The 15,313-nt window shown below is 62.4% G+C and carries 18 protein-coding genes; 11 read left to right on the forward strand and 7 right to left on the reverse strand.

Features of this window, described 5'->3' with window-relative positions; genetic code table 11:
* A complete protein-coding gene (locus AC72UB_RS05515) occupies positions 1–849 on the reverse strand; it encodes a PhzF family phenazine biosynthesis protein (protein WP_505188890.1) in 849 nt (282 codons plus the stop codon).
* On the reverse strand, positions 846–1,658 hold the full coding sequence (locus tag AC72UB_RS05520) for a glutamate racemase (protein ID WP_505188891.1): 813 nt from the start codon (positions 1,656–1,658) through the stop codon (positions 846–848). The genes AC72UB_RS05515 and AC72UB_RS05520 overlap by 4 nt, the downstream gene beginning before the upstream one ends.
* Before the next feature lie 273 nt (positions 1,659–1,931).
* Between AC72UB_RS05520 and AC72UB_RS05525 the strand changes: the two genes are divergently transcribed.
* The 6 genes from AC72UB_RS05525 (at position 1,932) to grxD (ending at position 7,134) form a co-directional block, all read left to right on the forward strand.
* Complete coding sequence (locus tag AC72UB_RS05525) at positions 1,932–2,825, forward strand: LysR family transcriptional regulator (RefSeq protein ID WP_463289320.1); 894 nt, start codon at positions 1,932–1,934, stop codon at positions 2,823–2,825.
* 436 nt (positions 2,826–3,261) lie between these two features.
* Complete coding sequence (gene purL / locus AC72UB_RS05530) at positions 3,262–5,421, forward strand: phosphoribosylformylglycinamidine synthase subunit PurL (protein WP_505189133.1); 2,160 nt, start codon at positions 3,262–3,264, stop codon at positions 5,419–5,421.
* A complete protein-coding gene (locus AC72UB_RS05535) occupies positions 5,421–5,876 on the forward strand; it encodes a GNAT family N-acetyltransferase (RefSeq protein WP_505188892.1) in 456 nt (151 codons plus the stop codon). The genes purL and AC72UB_RS05535 overlap by 1 nt, the downstream gene beginning before the upstream one ends.
* Positions 5,873–6,364 carry a GNAT family N-acetyltransferase gene (locus tag AC72UB_RS05540; RefSeq protein ID WP_505188893.1) on the forward strand — a complete coding sequence of 164 codons (492 nt, stop codon included), beginning with the start codon at positions 5,873–5,875 and terminating at the stop codon, positions 6,362–6,364. The genes AC72UB_RS05535 and AC72UB_RS05540 overlap by 4 nt, the downstream gene beginning before the upstream one ends.
* Before the next feature lie 76 nt (positions 6,365–6,440).
* Positions 6,441–6,677: a BolA/IbaG family iron-sulfur metabolism protein gene (locus AC72UB_RS05545; protein ID WP_463289317.1), complete on the forward strand. Its 237-nt coding sequence runs from the start codon at positions 6,441–6,443 to the stop codon at positions 6,675–6,677.
* Positions 6,678–6,771: 94 nt separating this feature from the next.
* Positions 6,772–7,134 (forward strand): Grx4 family monothiol glutaredoxin, encoded by a 363-nt coding sequence (gene grxD / locus AC72UB_RS05550; RefSeq protein WP_463289316.1) that lies wholly within the window; start codon positions 6,772–6,774, stop codon positions 7,132–7,134.
* 56 nt (positions 7,135–7,190) lie between these two features.
* On the opposite strand, the gene AC72UB_RS05555 is transcribed toward grxD, so the two are convergent.
* From AC72UB_RS05555 to AC72UB_RS05565, 3 genes are all read right to left on the reverse strand, one after another.
* Positions 7,191–7,538, reverse strand: a complete 348-nt coding sequence (locus AC72UB_RS05555; protein ID WP_505188894.1) for an MliC family protein — start codon at positions 7,536–7,538, stop codon at positions 7,191–7,193.
* Between the two features lie 130 nt (positions 7,539–7,668).
* A complete protein-coding gene (locus AC72UB_RS05560; protein WP_505188895.1) occupies positions 7,669–8,040 on the reverse strand; it encodes a cell division protein ZapA in 372 nt (123 codons plus the stop codon).
* Positions 8,033–8,482 (reverse strand): hypothetical protein, encoded by a 450-nt coding sequence (locus AC72UB_RS05565; protein WP_505188896.1) that lies wholly within the window; start codon positions 8,480–8,482, stop codon positions 8,033–8,035. Before AC72UB_RS05565 ends, AC72UB_RS05560 begins: the two co-directional genes overlap by 8 nt.
* A 245-nt stretch (positions 8,483–8,727) precedes the next feature.
* On the opposite strand from AC72UB_RS05565, the gene tkt reads away from it, so the two are divergent.
* Positions 8,728–10,743 (forward strand): transketolase, encoded by a 2,016-nt coding sequence (tkt, locus tag AC72UB_RS05570; protein ID WP_505188897.1) that lies wholly within the window; start codon positions 8,728–8,730, stop codon positions 10,741–10,743.
* Between the two features lie 55 nt (positions 10,744–10,798).
* Here tkt and AC72UB_RS05575 read toward each other — a convergent pair whose 3' ends face one another.
* Positions 10,799–11,773, reverse strand: a complete 975-nt coding sequence (locus tag AC72UB_RS05575; RefSeq protein ID WP_505188898.1) for a DUF808 domain-containing protein — start codon at positions 11,771–11,773, stop codon at positions 10,799–10,801.
* A 192-nt stretch (positions 11,774–11,965) separates the two neighbouring features.
* On the opposite strand from AC72UB_RS05575, the gene gap (AC72UB_RS05580) reads away from it, so the two are divergent.
* The 4 genes from gap (AC72UB_RS05580) to AC72UB_RS05595 all read left to right on the forward strand — a co-directional run bounded on the left by gap (AC72UB_RS05580) (position 11,966) and on the right by AC72UB_RS05595 (position 14,579).
* Positions 11,966–12,970 (forward strand): type I glyceraldehyde-3-phosphate dehydrogenase, encoded by a 1,005-nt coding sequence (gene gap, locus AC72UB_RS05580; protein WP_505188899.1) that lies wholly within the window; start codon positions 11,966–11,968, stop codon positions 12,968–12,970.
* A 13-nt stretch (positions 12,971–12,983) separates the two neighbouring features.
* Complete coding sequence (locus AC72UB_RS05585; RefSeq protein WP_463289309.1) at positions 12,984–13,127, forward strand: hypothetical protein; 144 nt, start codon at positions 12,984–12,986, stop codon at positions 13,125–13,127.
* Between the two features lie 116 nt (positions 13,128–13,243).
* Positions 13,244–14,245, forward strand: coding sequence for a type I glyceraldehyde-3-phosphate dehydrogenase (gene gap / locus AC72UB_RS05590; RefSeq protein ID WP_505188900.1), 1,002 nt, complete (start codon positions 13,244–13,246; stop codon positions 14,243–14,245).
* A gap of 175 nt (positions 14,246–14,420) precedes the next feature.
* Complete coding sequence (locus tag AC72UB_RS05595; protein WP_463289307.1) at positions 14,421–14,579, forward strand: DUF1127 domain-containing protein; 159 nt, start codon at positions 14,421–14,423, stop codon at positions 14,577–14,579.
* 60 nt (positions 14,580–14,639) lie between these two features.
* Here AC72UB_RS05595 and AC72UB_RS05600 read toward each other — a convergent pair whose 3' ends face one another.
* A complete protein-coding gene (locus AC72UB_RS05600) occupies positions 14,640–15,302 on the reverse strand; it encodes an HAD hydrolase-like protein (protein WP_505188901.1) in 663 nt (220 codons plus the stop codon).
* Positions 15,303–15,313: the final 11 nt, after the last annotated feature.

The raw sequence follows: 15,313 nt of genomic DNA on the forward strand, positions 1-15,313 counted from the left end.
TCACAAAAAGAGCCGCCCCGCCATGGTCTTCACGGCTTGGCCCGTCACCGTGACACCGCCCGCCCCGACCAAGACGCCAATCTGCGAGGGGCGCCCCATATCCACCCCTTGGGAAATCTCCAACCGCTGCGGCCCGCCCGGAAGCTGCGCAAGGTAGGCCCCCAACGTGGCCGAGGCGCTGCCGGTTGCAGGGTCCTCGGGCATATTGTCCAAAGGCGCGAACATCCGCGCCTCGACCGCCTCACCATGGCGGACATAGGCGAAAATCGCGAAGTCGAGTCCCGCTGGATGCAGCATTGCCCCCCGGCGGCAGGCCTCAATCACCGGCTGTGCCGCGGCAAGTGCTGCACGGTCAGCCAATTCCACCAGCACAAAGGCCAGCCCCAAGGACGCCTGCACTGGCGCGTGGCGATCCGTACGAACGGCCGCCGCTGGCAGCCCCAGCGCTTCGGCCACCAAAGACGGCGCAGGATGGGCAATCACCTCCAACGGCACGGGCGTAGTAAAGGACGCGCCCGTTTCCCCGACGCGACACGGGATCGGCCCGACACCCAATTCCAGCACCATCTCCGACCCAGCCCCCAGATCATGCAGCGCAATCGCGGTGCCAATGGTCGGGTGACCCGCGAAAGGCACCTCACGCGTCGGCGTGAAAATCCGTACCCTTGCGGTATGGGCGGGGTCTTGGGGCGGATAAACGAAGGTCACTTCCGAAAAGTTGAACTCGCGCGTGATGGCCTGCAACCGGTCCTCGGGCAGGCCCTGCGCATCGGGAAACACGGCCAATTGGTTGCCGCCAAAGGCCGTGGCGGTGAAGACGTCATAGACGAGATAATCGGCCCCGCTCATGCCGCTTCAAACACCACTTGGTGGCGCAAAAACTGCGTCGCCTTGGACGAGACATTGACCGGGTCCCCAGTGGTCAGGAACTTTGATTGCGTGCCCGCACCCATGAACTCAGGCCGCCGCTGCAGGTAATCCGCAAGGCTTTCGGCCACCAGATTGGCTTGTGAATAGACCTTCACATCAGGCCCCAGCGCATCCTGAAATGCCTTTTGCATCAAAGGGTAATGCGTGCAGCCCAAGATCGCGGCCTGCGGATGCGGCATCCGCCGCTTGAGGCTTTCGACATGGCTGCGCACCAGCGCCTCGGCCAAGATCTCATCGCCGAGCTCAATCGCATCCACCACGCCCGCGCAGGGTTGCGCCTCGACATCCACACCAATCGCGCGGAACGCCAACTCGCGCTGAAAAGCGCGGCTCGCCACCGTGGCCGGGGTGGCGAACAGCGCCACATGCTTCACATCCACCTCACGCGGGGGAGAATTGTCGCCCCACTGCCGTTCAGTCAAAGCCTCGATCAGGGGCACGAAGACCCCAAGCACCCGCTTGTCTGCGGGCACCCATGTTTCCTGCATCCGCTTCAACGCCGCCGCACTGGCCGTGTTGCAGGCCAAGATCACCAGATCGCAGCCCTCGGCCCAAAGCCGCTCGGTCGCGGCACAGGTCAGGTTGAAGATGTCCTCATGGGTCCGCACCCCATAGGGCGCATGGGCATTGTCACCAAAATAGACAAAGGGCACATCCGGCAACCTGCGCACCACAGCATCCAGAACCGTGAGGCCGCCAAGACCCGAATCAAAGATGCCAACCGCCATACTGCCCCCCGCCGTGTCCGGCTCAATCGACCTGCTCTAATCTTGCCCCCGATCATAGGGGCGCAGCCAGCCAGTGGAAAGATCGGAAGTGCCCGCCACCGCGCGACAAAACCCCATCCTGCGCAGGCCAAAGACCTATGCGCGCCGCACCAGATGCGGGCAAAAACCGACGAATCAACGGAAATTTCTGCGACTTGGGCCATTTAAAGCCAAGTTCAGATACCTACATGGAGCGGTGTATGGTAACGATTGACCGATCAGCAGGGAAACATGATGGACTGGGATAAGCTGCGCATTTTCCACTCGGTGGCCGAAAAAGGCAGCCTGACCCATGCGGGTGAGGTGCTTCACCTGTCGCAATCGGCGGTCAGCCGCCAGATCCGCGCGCTGGAAGAGTCGCTGAATGTCACCCTGTTTCACCGCCACGCCCGCGGTCTGATCTTGACCGAGCAGGGCGAACTGCTGTTCGACGCCACCCAAGCCATGGTCAAACGGCTTGATGCCACCTCGGCCCGCATCCGCGACAGCGAGGATGAGGTGTTCGGCGAATTGCGGGTCACCACCACCACGGGGTTTGGCACGCTCTGGCTCGCCCCGCGCCTGCCCGCGCTTTTCAAGCAATACCCCAGCCTGAAGATCGACCTGATGCTGGAAGAACGTGTGCTGGACCTTCCGATGCGGGAGGCTGATGTGGCCATCCGCATGAAGGAACCCTCGCAGGCCGATCTGATCCGTAAGCGTCTGATGAACATCAAGATGCGGCTTTACGCGACGCCGGAATACCTTGACCAACACGGCACCCCGTTGACGATGGAAGACTTCAACCAGCACCGTCTGATCTGCCAGCACGCCGGCACCGCACAGGTCTCTGCGGGCGCGATGCTGGTGGCCGAGTTGATGAGCCATGACATCCCCTCAACCTTTACCGTCAACAACTATTTCGGCGTCTTGCAGGGGGTGCTGAACCATCTCGGCATCGGGGTTCTGCCCGACTATATCACCGAGGATTTCCCCCACCTCGTGCGTGTCCTGCCCGAAACCGAAAGCAGCGAAGTGCCGGTGTTCCTCGCCTATCCCGAAGAGCTGCGCCATTCCAAACGCGTCGCCGCCTTCCGCGAGTTTGTCACCGAAGAGATCTTCAACTACCGCAAACGCCAGCAAGCCTAGCCCAACGCGGCGCAGGATCAGTCTTTACCCAACATTCTTTTCTTGTGCGTTTTCCTGTAGATAGATCCAGAAGCGGCACAGCATTCACATCCAACGACACAGCCATGCAAAACGCGCATAGCGGCAATGCTGCATCCGCAGCATGATAGTTCTTGAGTTGCCCAATAGGTCAGCATATCTACCGCAGTGAGCCGGTAATTGAGGCAACTCTTGCCGTCTCACCTCCCTGTTGGACTAGGCCGGGCGAAAGCCCGGTCTTTTTTTGGCCACACTTGCGCCAAGTGGCGCTTTGGCATCCGCCAAACCGCACCAACGGCAAAATTTTTCGCCCTTACGCCGCCGCAGGCGCTTTTCCTTTCCCGCCCCTTGGCCTAAACGGCAGCCAAAGCCGCCGCCCGTTGCGCCCCCAAGGGAGACTGCCGTGTCTGAGACTGCCATGTTCGAGCCCCAAATCACCGAAGATCTTGTGGCAAAGCACGGGATCAAACCGGATGAGTGGGAGCGGCTCTTGTCGATCCTTGGCCGCATGCCGACCTTCACCGAACTCGGCATCTTTTCGGCTATGTGGAACGAGCATTGCTCGTACAAATCTTCGAAGAAATGGCTGCGCACCCTGCCCACCACCGGCCCGCAAGTGATCTGCGGCCCCGGCGAAAATGCAGGCGTGGTTGATATTGGCGACGGACAAGCCGTCATCTTCAAGATGGAGAGCCACAACCACCCCTCCTATATCGAACCCCATCAGGGCGCGGCCACCGGCGTTGGCGGCATCCTGCGCGATGTGTTCACCATGGGTGCGCGCCCAATCGCTGCGATGAATTCGCTCTCGTTCGGCCTGCCGTCGCATCCGAAAACCGCTCACCTTGTGAAAGGCGTGGTGGAAGGCGTGGGCAGCTATGGCAACGCCTTTGGCGTGCCCACAGTGGGCGGCGAAGTGCGTTTCCACAAATCCTACAACGGCAACTGCCTGGTCAACGCCTTTGCCGCAGGCTTGGCCGATGCCGACAAGATCTTCTACTCGGTCGCCTCGGGTGTGGGCATGCCCGTGGTTTACCTTGGCGCCAAAACCGGGCGCGACGGGGTTGGCGGGGCCACCATGGCCTCGGCAGAGTTTGACGACACCATCGAAGAAAAACGCCCCACTGTGCAGGTTGGCGACCCCTTCACCGAAAAGCGCCTGTTGGAAGCCTGCCTTGAGCTGATGGCATCGGGTGCCGTGATTTCCATTCAGGACATGGGGGCCGCGGGCCTGACCTGCTCGGCGGTGGAAATGGGCGACAAGGGTGGTCTCGGCATCAAGCTGCAACTTGATGACGTGCCTCAGCGCGAGGCGGCGATGACCGCTTATGAGATGATGCTGTCGGAATCCCAAGAACGCATGCTCATGGTCCTGAAGCCCGAGTTGGAGGATGTCGCCCGCGCCATCTTTGCCAAATGGGATCTGGATTTCGCCATCGTCGGCGAAACCATCCCTGAGGATCGCTTCCTGATCCTGCACGGCAATGAGATCAAGGCCGATCTGCCGCTCTCCAAGCTCTCCTCTTCTGCGCCCGAATATGACCGCCCATGGCTCGAGACGCCCGCACCGGCGCCCTTGGGCGCGGTGCCGGAAATTGCGCCAATTTCCGCCCTGCGCGCGCTGATCGGCAGCCCGTCCTATGCCCACAAGGCTTGGGTCTATGAACAATATGACAGCCAAGTCGGTGCCGATACCGTCGTCGCCCCCGGTCTAGGTGCTGGCGTGGTGCGGGTGCATGGCACGGGAAAGGCGCTCGCCTTCACAAGCGATGTGACCCCGCGTTATGTAAAAGCCAACCCGTTCGAAGGCGGCAAACAGGCCGTGGCCGAAGCCTACCGCAACCTCACCGCGGTGGGGGCAACGCCCTTGGCCACCACGGACAACCTCAATTTCGGTAACCCCGAAAAGCCCGAAATCATGGGCCAATTCGTGGGGGCCATCAAAGGCATCGGCGCGGCAGTGGCCGCCCTTGATATGCCCATCGTGTCGGGCAACGTCTCGCTTTACAACGAAACCGACGGCTCGGCCATTCTGCCCACCCCCACCATCGGCGCAGTCGGCATCTTGGCCAGCCTGGATGATCTGATCCACGGTCGCCCCTCGGCGGGTGATCTGGCGGTGGTGATCGGCGCAACGCATGGCCACCTTGGCCAATCCGCCCTTCTGGCTGAAGCCTTCGGGATCGAGGCGGGCGATGCGCCTCCTGTCGATCTGGCAGCCGAAAAGCGCCACGGCGATTTCATTCGCGCCCAAGCCAAGACCTTTGCCGCCTGCACCGATCTTGGCGATGGCGGCCTGGCTTTGGCGGCCTTTGAGATGGCCGAAGGGGCCGGGCTGGGCGTCAGCCTGACCAGCGCCGACATTGCCACCCTCTTTGGCGAAGATCAGGCGCGTTATCTTGTGGCGGTCCCGGCAAGTCGCCTGCCCGCGCTGCAAACGGCCGCGCAGGCGGCAGGCGTGCCCTTGGCCCAAGTCGGCCAGTTTGGCGGGTCTAGCGTGACGCTGGGCACCGATGCCGCCTCCTTGGCGGATCTGTCCGCGCTTTACCGCTCGGCCTTTGCCAAGGCGGTTGGCTGATGCTGGTCCAAGCCACGCCCGCCGATCATGACCTGATCGCGCAGATGTGGCTTGCCCCCAGTACCGCCAATTGGATCGAACCCCCTGACGACGGCGAAATAGCCAGCGCGATTGATGCAGGCTTTGCATTCCTTTGGCAGAAGAACGGCCAAGCCGTTGGTTTTGCTATCCTCATGACATGGGTGCCGCGCGTGATGGGCCTGTCAGCGTTTGTGAGCGACCAACCCGGGCAAGGCCAACCCTTCCTGCGCGCGGTGCTTGCTCATATCTTTGGCCCGCTCAACGCACATCGTGTCGGACTTGACTGCACCACTGACAACGCCCGCGCGATCCGGCTTTATGAAAACATTGGCTTTCAGAACGAAGGCCGGGTTCGTGAATGCTGGCAGCGCCCTGCAGGCGACTGGACCGATTGCGAGCTTTACGGCCTTTTGGCGCGTGAGTGGCGGCCATGATGACCCCACGCGCCGCCACGCCGGACGACTTTGCTTTTATCCGGGGCCTTGCGGGCCATCCCGATTATGCCCCTTTCATCACCGATGAAGACGAGACGGCGCTCGCGCTCTATCTTGCTGACCCCAGCGCGCGATTGCAGATCTGGCAGGAAAACGGCCAGCCCGCGGGCTTTGCCCTGTTTTGCGAGATCGGCCATCCCTCCGGCCGGGTTGAACTGCGCCGCCTTGCACTGGCGCGCACCGGTGGTGGCCGAGGCTTGGCCTTTGTCACCGCCCTGACCGATCATGCCTTTGAAACGCTGGAGGCCGCCCGCGTCTGGCTGGATGCCAGCGGCGAGAATGCCCGCGCGGCGCGGGTTTACGATCAGGCGGGCTATCGTCTGGAAGGCGTGCAGCGCGGCCATTGGTGGCGCCCTGCCTTGGGCCGCTCGGTCGATCTGCTGCTCTATGGCCTGATGCGCGCCGAATGGCAGACCCTTCGGCGCTGATTGCCGCGCTCGCGCCTCTTGCTCCTGCGCGCCCTCGGGCTTACATCTGGGCCAAGACCAAGAAGGAACCTAGCCCATGCCCGTCGAAGCCAAGGATATCGAAGCGCTGATCCGCGCCGCCTTCCCAAAGGCCCGCATCTCGGTTCAGGGTGACGATGGCCAGCATTTTTCCGCCGAGGTGGTGGACGAAAGCTTTCGCGGCCTGAACCGCGTGCAACAGCAACGCGCCGTCTACGCCAGTCTGAAGGGCAAGATGGACGGTCCCAACGGTGCGTTGCACGCGCTCGCGCTGACCACCCGCGCCCCGGAATGATACGCGCGCTGGCCCCGAAACCGGGCAAGACACCTGACCAACACAAGACTTTGCACCGAGCCAAAGCGGTGCCCCCAGCCAAGGAAACGCGACCATGACCGCAGTCGACCAAATCCGCGAAACGATCCAGAAGAACGACGTGGTGCTTTACATGAAAGGCACCAAGACCATGCCGCAATGTGGGTTCTCGTCCCGCGTGGCCGGAGTTTTGAACTACATGGGCGTTGAATTTGCCGATGTGAACGTGCTGGCGGATGCTGAAGTTCGCCAAGGCATCAAGGACTTCTCCGATTGGCCGACCATCCCGCAGCTTTATGTGAAGGGCGAGTTCGTCGGCGGCTGCGACATCGTCACCGAAATGGCGCTCTCGGGCGAGTTGGACACACTCTTTGACCAAAGCGGCGTCAGCTACTCCAAAGAGGCCGCTGATCGCATCCGCGAAGCGAACAAGGGCTAAGCCAGTCGACCCTGATCGAATGGATAGGGGCCCGTCGGGCCCCTATTTCTTTGGCCCTACCCCTGCAGGGCGTGGCACTCGACCAAAAGCTGCTCTTCGGCCGCGGGGTCGGGATCCAGCTTCAAGAGCATCACCTGATCGCCCTTGCCCTGCAGCCGATACCCAGTCTGCGCATTCACATCGACATAGCGCACACCCGAGGCGGCGACGTCCCGCACCAAGGCATGCACCACCCCGCCGATCTGCACGGCGGCAAAACTGGTGGCGTCGGGCGCGGTGAAATAGGCGACCGAAAGCGAATCCATCGCGCTGTCGTAGGTATAGATCACGGTCTCAACCCGACTGCCGTCTCGGCTCCAACTCCCTTGGGCATCGGCGGCGATAGGCAGACTGGACAGCAACATCACAAAGGGGCGAAACATATCAAGGGCCTGCGGGATAAGGGACGACGCCCCCCTCATGGCCTATTCCAACCGGACACCATAAGGGGAAGAACGACGCAGCCTTCCCTGCTGTCAGCCCCGGGCCACAGCCTCAGCCGTGACGCTCTTCCAGACGATCAGCCAAAGCCTCGGCCCGCGCGGCCAGTTCGGCCAGCGTCTCGGTCACCTGCGCCGGGATCACCGGCACCTCAAGCTTTTGGCGCTCGGGCACGGGGCGACCTTCCATCTCGGCCAGTTTGGCCTTCAAGTGGCGATTCTCATCCTCAATCGCGGCCGCTTTGTCGGCCAGCATCAGACCCGACATCAACAGCAACCGCGCCTCGGGCAACCGCCCCATGGAGGCCAGCAAGGGCTGCGCCTCGCTGTCCAGCATCGCGGCGGCGGCGCGCAGGAAATGTTCTTCGCCCGGTTGGCAGGTCACCTGAAAGCTGCGCCCGCCGATGATGATGTCGATATCAGGCATGCGGAGCCTCCGAGCTGGCGGCTGTGACCAACGGGTCCAGCGCGGTGACGATTTCGGCCAGTTCCTCGGCCTCGGCGGCGCGGGCGGCGCGCAAGGACGCAATTTCGCGCCCGGCTTCGGCCAGCACCCGGCGCAAGGTGGCCAGCTCGTCAGCCTGCGTTGCAAGCTTGGCCTGCAAATCGGCCACCACCTCGTCCGAGCCCTGCCCTGCTTTCTCGCGCAGAACCCGCAGACGTTCGTTCAATTGGGCGTTGGTCATGCGCTCTTCATCGAGCGCCTCGGTCAGATGCGCGATCCGCGCGGCGGCGTCGCCCGAGGCGGCCTCGGCACCGGCCGCGCGAGGGCTGGCCCCAGCACTGCCCTTGGCCAACTGCTCCACCCCATAGGTGATCCGCTCCATCGCGGCTGTTATCCGCCGCTCCAGCTCGAGGATGTCCTGCATGAGACGCTGCGCCCTTTCTTCTTCTCTGCCCCAGTTTCGGCAAAAATCCCTGCAACCGGGTTCCGGCCCAAGGCCAAATCTTCACCAGCGTTGCGAATCGCAAAGCCAGCGTCAAGCCCGATCATAGCCGCTTGCCCGCCTGCGGTCTTGTGTTTCCCACCAAAGCCTTGCGGGCCGCGCTTGATCTTGCCGCCCATGCTGCTATGCACCCTCAAAGCCCGCAACCAGATAACAGGACTGCCGCCTTGGATATCGAAACCCTCCGCGCCCGCCACCCCGACCAATGGATGCGCGCCGCCGCGATCCGCACGCTGACGCTTGATGCGGTGGCGGCAGCAAATTCGGGCCATTCCGGCATGCCAATGGGCATGGCCGATGTGGCGACGGTGCTCTTTGAAAAACACCTGAAGTTTGATCCCAAGGCTCCACGTTGGCCGGACCGGGACCGCTTCATCCTCTCGGCCGGTCACGGCTCGATGCTGATCTATGCGCTTTTGCATCTGACCGGCTATGAGGACATGACGCTGGAGGAGATCAAGAACTTCCGCCAGTGGGGCGCCATCACCGCAGGTCACCCGGAATACGGCCATGTGGCCGGGGTTGAGACCACCACCGGCCCCTTGGGCCAAGGCATTGCCAACTCAGTCGGTTTTGCCATGGCCGAGGCGCATCTGCGCGCCCGCTGGGGTGCCAAGGTGCAGGACCATTACACTTGGGTCATCGCTGGCGACGGCTGCCTGATGGAAGGTGTGTCCCAAGAGGCCATCGGTATTGCAGGCAAGCACAAGCTGAACCGGCTGATCGTTCTGTGGGATGACAACGGCATCACCATTGACGGCAAAGTGTCGCTCTCGGACGCCACTGACCAAAAGGCGCGCTTTGCCGCCAGCGGTTGGAATGTGCTCGAATGTGACGGCCATGACCCGGTGGCGATTGATGCCGCCATGACAGCGGCGAAAAAGTCGGACCGCCCGACGATGATCGCCTGCAAGACCCACATCGCCTTGGGCCATGCGGCGCAAGACACCTCCAAAGGCCATGGCGCCTTGACCGACAAGGCCCAGCTTCAGGCGGCGAAAGACGCTTATGGCTGGACAGGTGGCCCCTTCGAAATCCCGGCCAAGATCAAGGCCGAATGGGAAGCCATGGGCACCCGGGGTGCCAAGTCCCATGCTGAATGGTCCGCCCGTGTGGCCAGCCTTTCGGCGGCCAAACAGGCCGAACTGATCCGCATCTTCTCGGATGAGGCCCCGGCCAAACTGCCCGCCGCCATTCGCGCGGTGAAAAAAGCCGCCGTGGCGGCACCCGCCAAACTCGCCACCCGCTCGGCCTCGGAAAAGGTGCTGGCGGCGGTCAATCCGATCATGCCAGAAACCTTTGCCGGTTCCGCTGACCTGACCGGATCGAACAACACGAAGACCGCCGATCTGGGCGTGTTCAATACCGACACCCCCGCAGGCCGCTACATGTATTGGGGCATCCGCGAGCATGGGATGGCGGCGGCGATGAACGGCATGGCGCTGCATGGCGGCGTGCGGCCCTATTCGGGCACCTTCATGGCCTTCACCGACTATGCCCGCCCCTCGATGCGCCTCTCGGCCCTCATGGGCCTGCCAGTGGTCTATGTCATGACACATGACTCGATTGGCCTTGGCGAAGACGGCCCGACCCACCAGCCGGTGGAACATCTGGCCATTTCGCGCAGCACCCCGAACACCTTGGTGTTCCGCCCGGCGGATCTGGTGGAAGTGGCTGAATGCTGGGAACTGGCCTTCAACCAGAAATCCACCCCGTCGGTCATGGCGCTCTCGCGTCAGAACCTCGCGGCCGTGCGGCTTACTCACACCAACACCAACCTCTCGGCCAAAGGCGCCTATGTGCTGGCCGAGGCGACGGGCAAGCGTCAGGTCATCTTGATGGCCACCGGCTCGGAAGTGGAAATCGCGCTGAAGGCCCGCGAGATGCTTGAAGCCCAAGGCATCGGCACCCGCGTGGTCTCCATGCCCTCGATGGAGCTGTTTGCCGCTCAGGACGAAGCCTACCGCAAAAAAGTCCTGCCTGCAGGCCCGGTGCGCGTGGCGATTGAGGCGGGCGTACGCATGGGCTGGGACCGCTGGCTTTTGGGCGAGCGGGGCCGTGACACCAAGGCCGATTTCGTCGGGATGTCGTCCTTCGGGGCATCGGCCCCTTATGACCGGCTTTACAAGGAATTCGGCATCACCGCCGAAGCCACGGTTGAAAAGGTGAAGGCACTGCTTTGACCGCAAATCGCTTCGAAGAGATTTGTAAATTCGTTCGAACGAATTTGGGCCGCGCTTAATGCGCGGCCTTTTTCTTGCCCGTGACCGCCGACCACAAAGGCCCGATCACCCGCGTCGCGACAGGAATCAGCGCCACCCCAAGGGCAAGGCCCAAAACCCCGTCGATCCCGGCCTGCACAGCCCACAGGACAAAGCCCGACGCCACAGGCACCGCATGGGCGGCCGTCTCGGCGATGTGGTGGATTGCTTCATAAGGCCAGGGCCAGAGATGCGTCACCTCTAACCCATGCAGCACGATAGACCCGCCGACCCAAAGCATGGCCGCCGTGCCCACCGCGGACAGAACCGCCATCAGTTTCGGCATCGCCACCACCAACCCACGCCCAAAGGCCCGCGCGGCGGCGGTCTTGCGGTTGGCCGCCATATGCAGCCCAATGTCGTCCATCTTCACGATCAGGGCCACCGCCCCATAGACCGCCGCCGTGATGAACACCCCCACCACCGCGAGCGTGATGCCTTGCATCCAGAAACTGGGGCTTTCCACGGTGGCCAAGGCAATCGTCATGATCTCGGCCGACAAGATGAAATCGGTCTTGATCGCGCCCGCCACCTTTTCCTCTTCCAGATGCGCGGGGTCTTCGGTGTCGAAATCCTCGGCCACCTCGGGATCGGCATGTGGGAACAGAAGATGAAACACCTTCTCCGCCCCCTCAAAGCACAAATACGCCCCGCCCAGCATCAACAAAGGCGTGATCGCCGCAGGCAGAAGGTAATTCAGCGCCATCAGCCCCGGAAGTAAGATCACCAGCTTGTTCTTCACCGACCCCAGCGCAATGCGCCAGATGATCGGCAATTCCCGATCGGCGGAAAACCCATGCACATACTTCGGCGTCACCGCAGCGTCATCGATCACCACGCCCGCCGCCTTGGCCCCCGCCTTGGCCGCCGCCGCCGCGATGTCATCGACGCTGGCCGCGGCCACCTTGGCAATCGCCGCGACGTCATCCAACAGCGCCAGAAGTCCACTCATCGCCTCAACCTCCTGCCAAGCCTTCCTCTCTCTACCCCGCGCAGCCTGCTAAGGCAAAGCCTGTGACTTGTTAGCGCGAACGCGGCATGTTTGCGATAACACTCTGAAAAACCGTCGCTTTTGCGCTTTTTGCACCGGCGCACCTGCGGTATAGCGCGTCAGGGGCATTTCTTGTTGGACAGGATCAGGCGCATGACCATCACCATCGGCATCAACGGTTTCGGACGTATCGGGCGCTGCACGCTGGCCCATATCGCGGAATCGGGGCGCAATGACGTGCAGGTGGTGGCGATGAACGCCACCGGGCCGATTGAAACCAACGCCCACCTATTGAAATATGATTCTGTCCATGGCCGCTTTCCCGGCACGGTGAAGGTCGAAGGCAACACGCTCGACTTGGGCCGGGGCCCGATCCGCGTGATGTCGACCTACAACCCTGAAGAGCTGGACTGGGACGGCGTTGATATCGTTCTGGAATGCACCGGTAAATTCAATGACCGTGACAAGGCCGCTGTCCACCTGACGCGCGGGGCCAAGCGGGTCTTGGTCTCCGCCCCCGCCAAGCGCGCTGATCTGACGGTGGTTTACGGCGTCAACCACCGCAGCCTTCTGCCCGAGCATCTGGTGGTCTCGAACGCCTCGTGCACCACCAACTGCCTTGCCCCCTTGGCCAAGGTGCTGAACGACGCCATCGGCATCGAAGCGGGCATCATGACCACGATCCACAGCTACACCGGTGACCAGCCCACGCTGGATCGCCGCCACAAAGACCTCTACCGCGCCCGCGCCGCCGCCATGGCGATGATCCCCACCTCCACCGGTGCCGGCAAGGCGATTGGTGAAGTTTTGCCGGAGCTTGCGGGCAAGTTGGACGGCTCGGCCATCCGCGTGCCCACCCCCAACGTCTCGGCGGTGGACCTGACCTTTGTGGCTGGAAAATCCGTCACGGTCGACGAGGTCAACGAAATCATCCGCGAAGCCTCGCTTGGTAAGATGAGCGCGGTGCTCGCCTATGACCCCGAGCCCAAAGTCTCCATCGACTTTAACCATACACCGCAATCTTGCATTTTCGCCCCGGATCAGACCAAGGTGGTCGGAGGCCGCACGGTGCGCGTGCTGGCTTGGTATGATAACGAATGGGGCTTTTCCTGCCGTATGGCCGATGTGGCCGTCGCGATGGGGCGGCTTCTGGGTTAAACCGGGAGGGGCTTTGACCGACCGCATCGCTTTTGTTCTGGCCGGGGTCATCGCCTTGGCCGTGCTGGCCGACCTTGCTTTGAACAGCGGGTCGGCCCTTCTGTTCCTCTCACGCAAGCTGATCGACCTGATTGAGCTTGTCGCCATCTGGCGCTGACGCCGCATCTGAGCAGAATTTGACCGATCCAAGCTTTGCAGCTTGATCTTTTCCTTCATATGTCGATGTTAGCGCTAACGAAGCATGCGCGAGTCGCAGCCCAGAGAGGGAACGCCATGACCGTCAAGGTAGCCATCAATGGATTTGGCCGCATCGGCCGCAACATCCTGCGCGCCATCATTGAATCGGGGCGCACTGACATTCAGGTCGTCGCCATCAACGACCTTGGCCCGGTTGAGACCAACGCCCACCTTGTGCGCTTTGATTCTGTCCATGGCCGCTTTCCCGCCACCGTGACAACGGGCGAGGATTGGATCGACGTTGGCCGCGGGCGCATGCGCGTGACTGCGCTGAAAAACCCGGCCGATCTGCCGTGGGGCGACGTCGATATCGTGCTGGAATGCACCGGCATCTTTACCAGCAAAGAAAAATGCGCGGCCCATCTGGAAAACGGGTCAAAGCGCGTTTTGATCTCTGCCCCCGGCGACGGCGCCGACAAGACCATCGTTTTCGGCGTCAACCACAAGACCCTGACCGCTGCCGACATTGTGGTGTCCAATGCCTCGTGCACGACGAACTGCCTGTCTCCGGTGGCACAGGTGCTGAACGCGGCCATCGGCATTGAAAAAGGCATGATGACCACGATCCACAGCTACACCGGCGACCAGCCGACGCTGGACACCATGCACAAGGACCTCTACCGCGGCCGCGCCGCTGCCTTGTCGATGATCCCCACCTCGACCGGGGCCGCCAAAGCGGTCGGGTTGGTCTTGCCCGAGTTGAAGGGAAAGCTGGACGGTTTTGCCATCCGCGTGCCCACCCCCAATGTGTCGGCAGTGGATCTGAAGTTCATCGCCAAGCGCGCGACCAGCGCCGAAGAGATCAACGCGGCCATCAAGGCGGCAGCCGATGGCCCGCTCAAGGGCATTCTGGGCTATACCGAGTGGAAGAATGTGTCGTCGGATTTCAACCATGATCCGCATTCTTCCGTGTTCCACATGGACCAGACCAAGGTGATGGACGGCACCTTCTGCTCGGTTCTTGCCTGGTATGACAATGAATGGGGCTTTTCCAACCGGATGGCCGATACAGCCGTGGCGATGGGCAAGCTTCTGTAATTAAATAATATTTGGCAAAGTGCCCTCGGGCGCCCTTTTGCTATGCGTCAGACGCATAGCGGAAAGCCCATTTTCCACGGTTGTTACCGCTAACGCCGCGGGCCATATGCTGCACATGCGAATAAGGGGTTGGCCATTCGGGCCGCCCGGTCGCACGTCGAAAGGACATATGATGATGAACCTGATCACCCGCCTGCGCAGCATGGCCGCCGAACAGGCCACCTACCGCCGCCTGCGCGCCGAAATCGCCGGGCTCAGCCACGCCGAGGCGCTGGACCTTGGGATCTTCCCCGGTGACGCCGACCGCATCGCGCGCCAAGCTGTCTGGGGATGACCGCCGTCTGGGGCTAACCCCTCAAACAACACGCTGGATCGGGCCCCTAGGGGCCCTTTTTCATGCCAAAAGCCGCGCCGCCAGCGCTGGCAGATCGTCGTAGTGATCCAAAAGCGCCTCGGGTTGCAGCCGCTCAATCGCGCGGCCCTCGGGGCCAAAGGTGACCAAGGCCACCGGCACCCCCACCGCAAGGCCGGTGTTTCGATCGGTCTCAGTGTCGCCAATCAACATCGACCGCCGCACATCTCCCCCTGCCCGCGTGACCGAGGCCACATAGGGCGCCGCATCGGGCTTGCGCGTCGGCAAGGTATCCGCCCCGATCAGCGCCCCGAACAAGGGCGCAATCCCCAAGCGCCGCACCAGTTCTACCGCCAAGCCCTCGGGCTTGTTGGTGCAGATCGCGGTGGCAAAGCCAAGGCCACGCAAAGCCTCCACCGCGGCCACCGCCCCGGGATACAACCGAGTGTGGGTGTCGATCCCCTCGGCATAGGCCGCCAACAGCCGGGGATAGTGCCGCGAGATGTCGTCCTCGCTGACCGCAATCCCCAGCCGCGTATAGCCCGCCCGCAGCATGGCCCGCCCACCGTGAAAGGCGACCAGCCGGTCACGCCCGTCCAATACCGCGCCATGGCCCTCGGCTTCAAAACAGGCATTGGCGGCGGCCAAGAGGTCATCGCTGGTATCGGCCAGCGTGCCATCCAGATCAAACACCACAGTGCGCATATTGTAACCTT

Source organism: Allotabrizicola aquatica (SeqCode), assembly GCF_965194375.1.
Classification (GTDB): Bacteria; Pseudomonadota; Alphaproteobacteria; order Rhodobacterales; family Rhodobacteraceae; genus Tabrizicola_A; species Tabrizicola_A aquatica.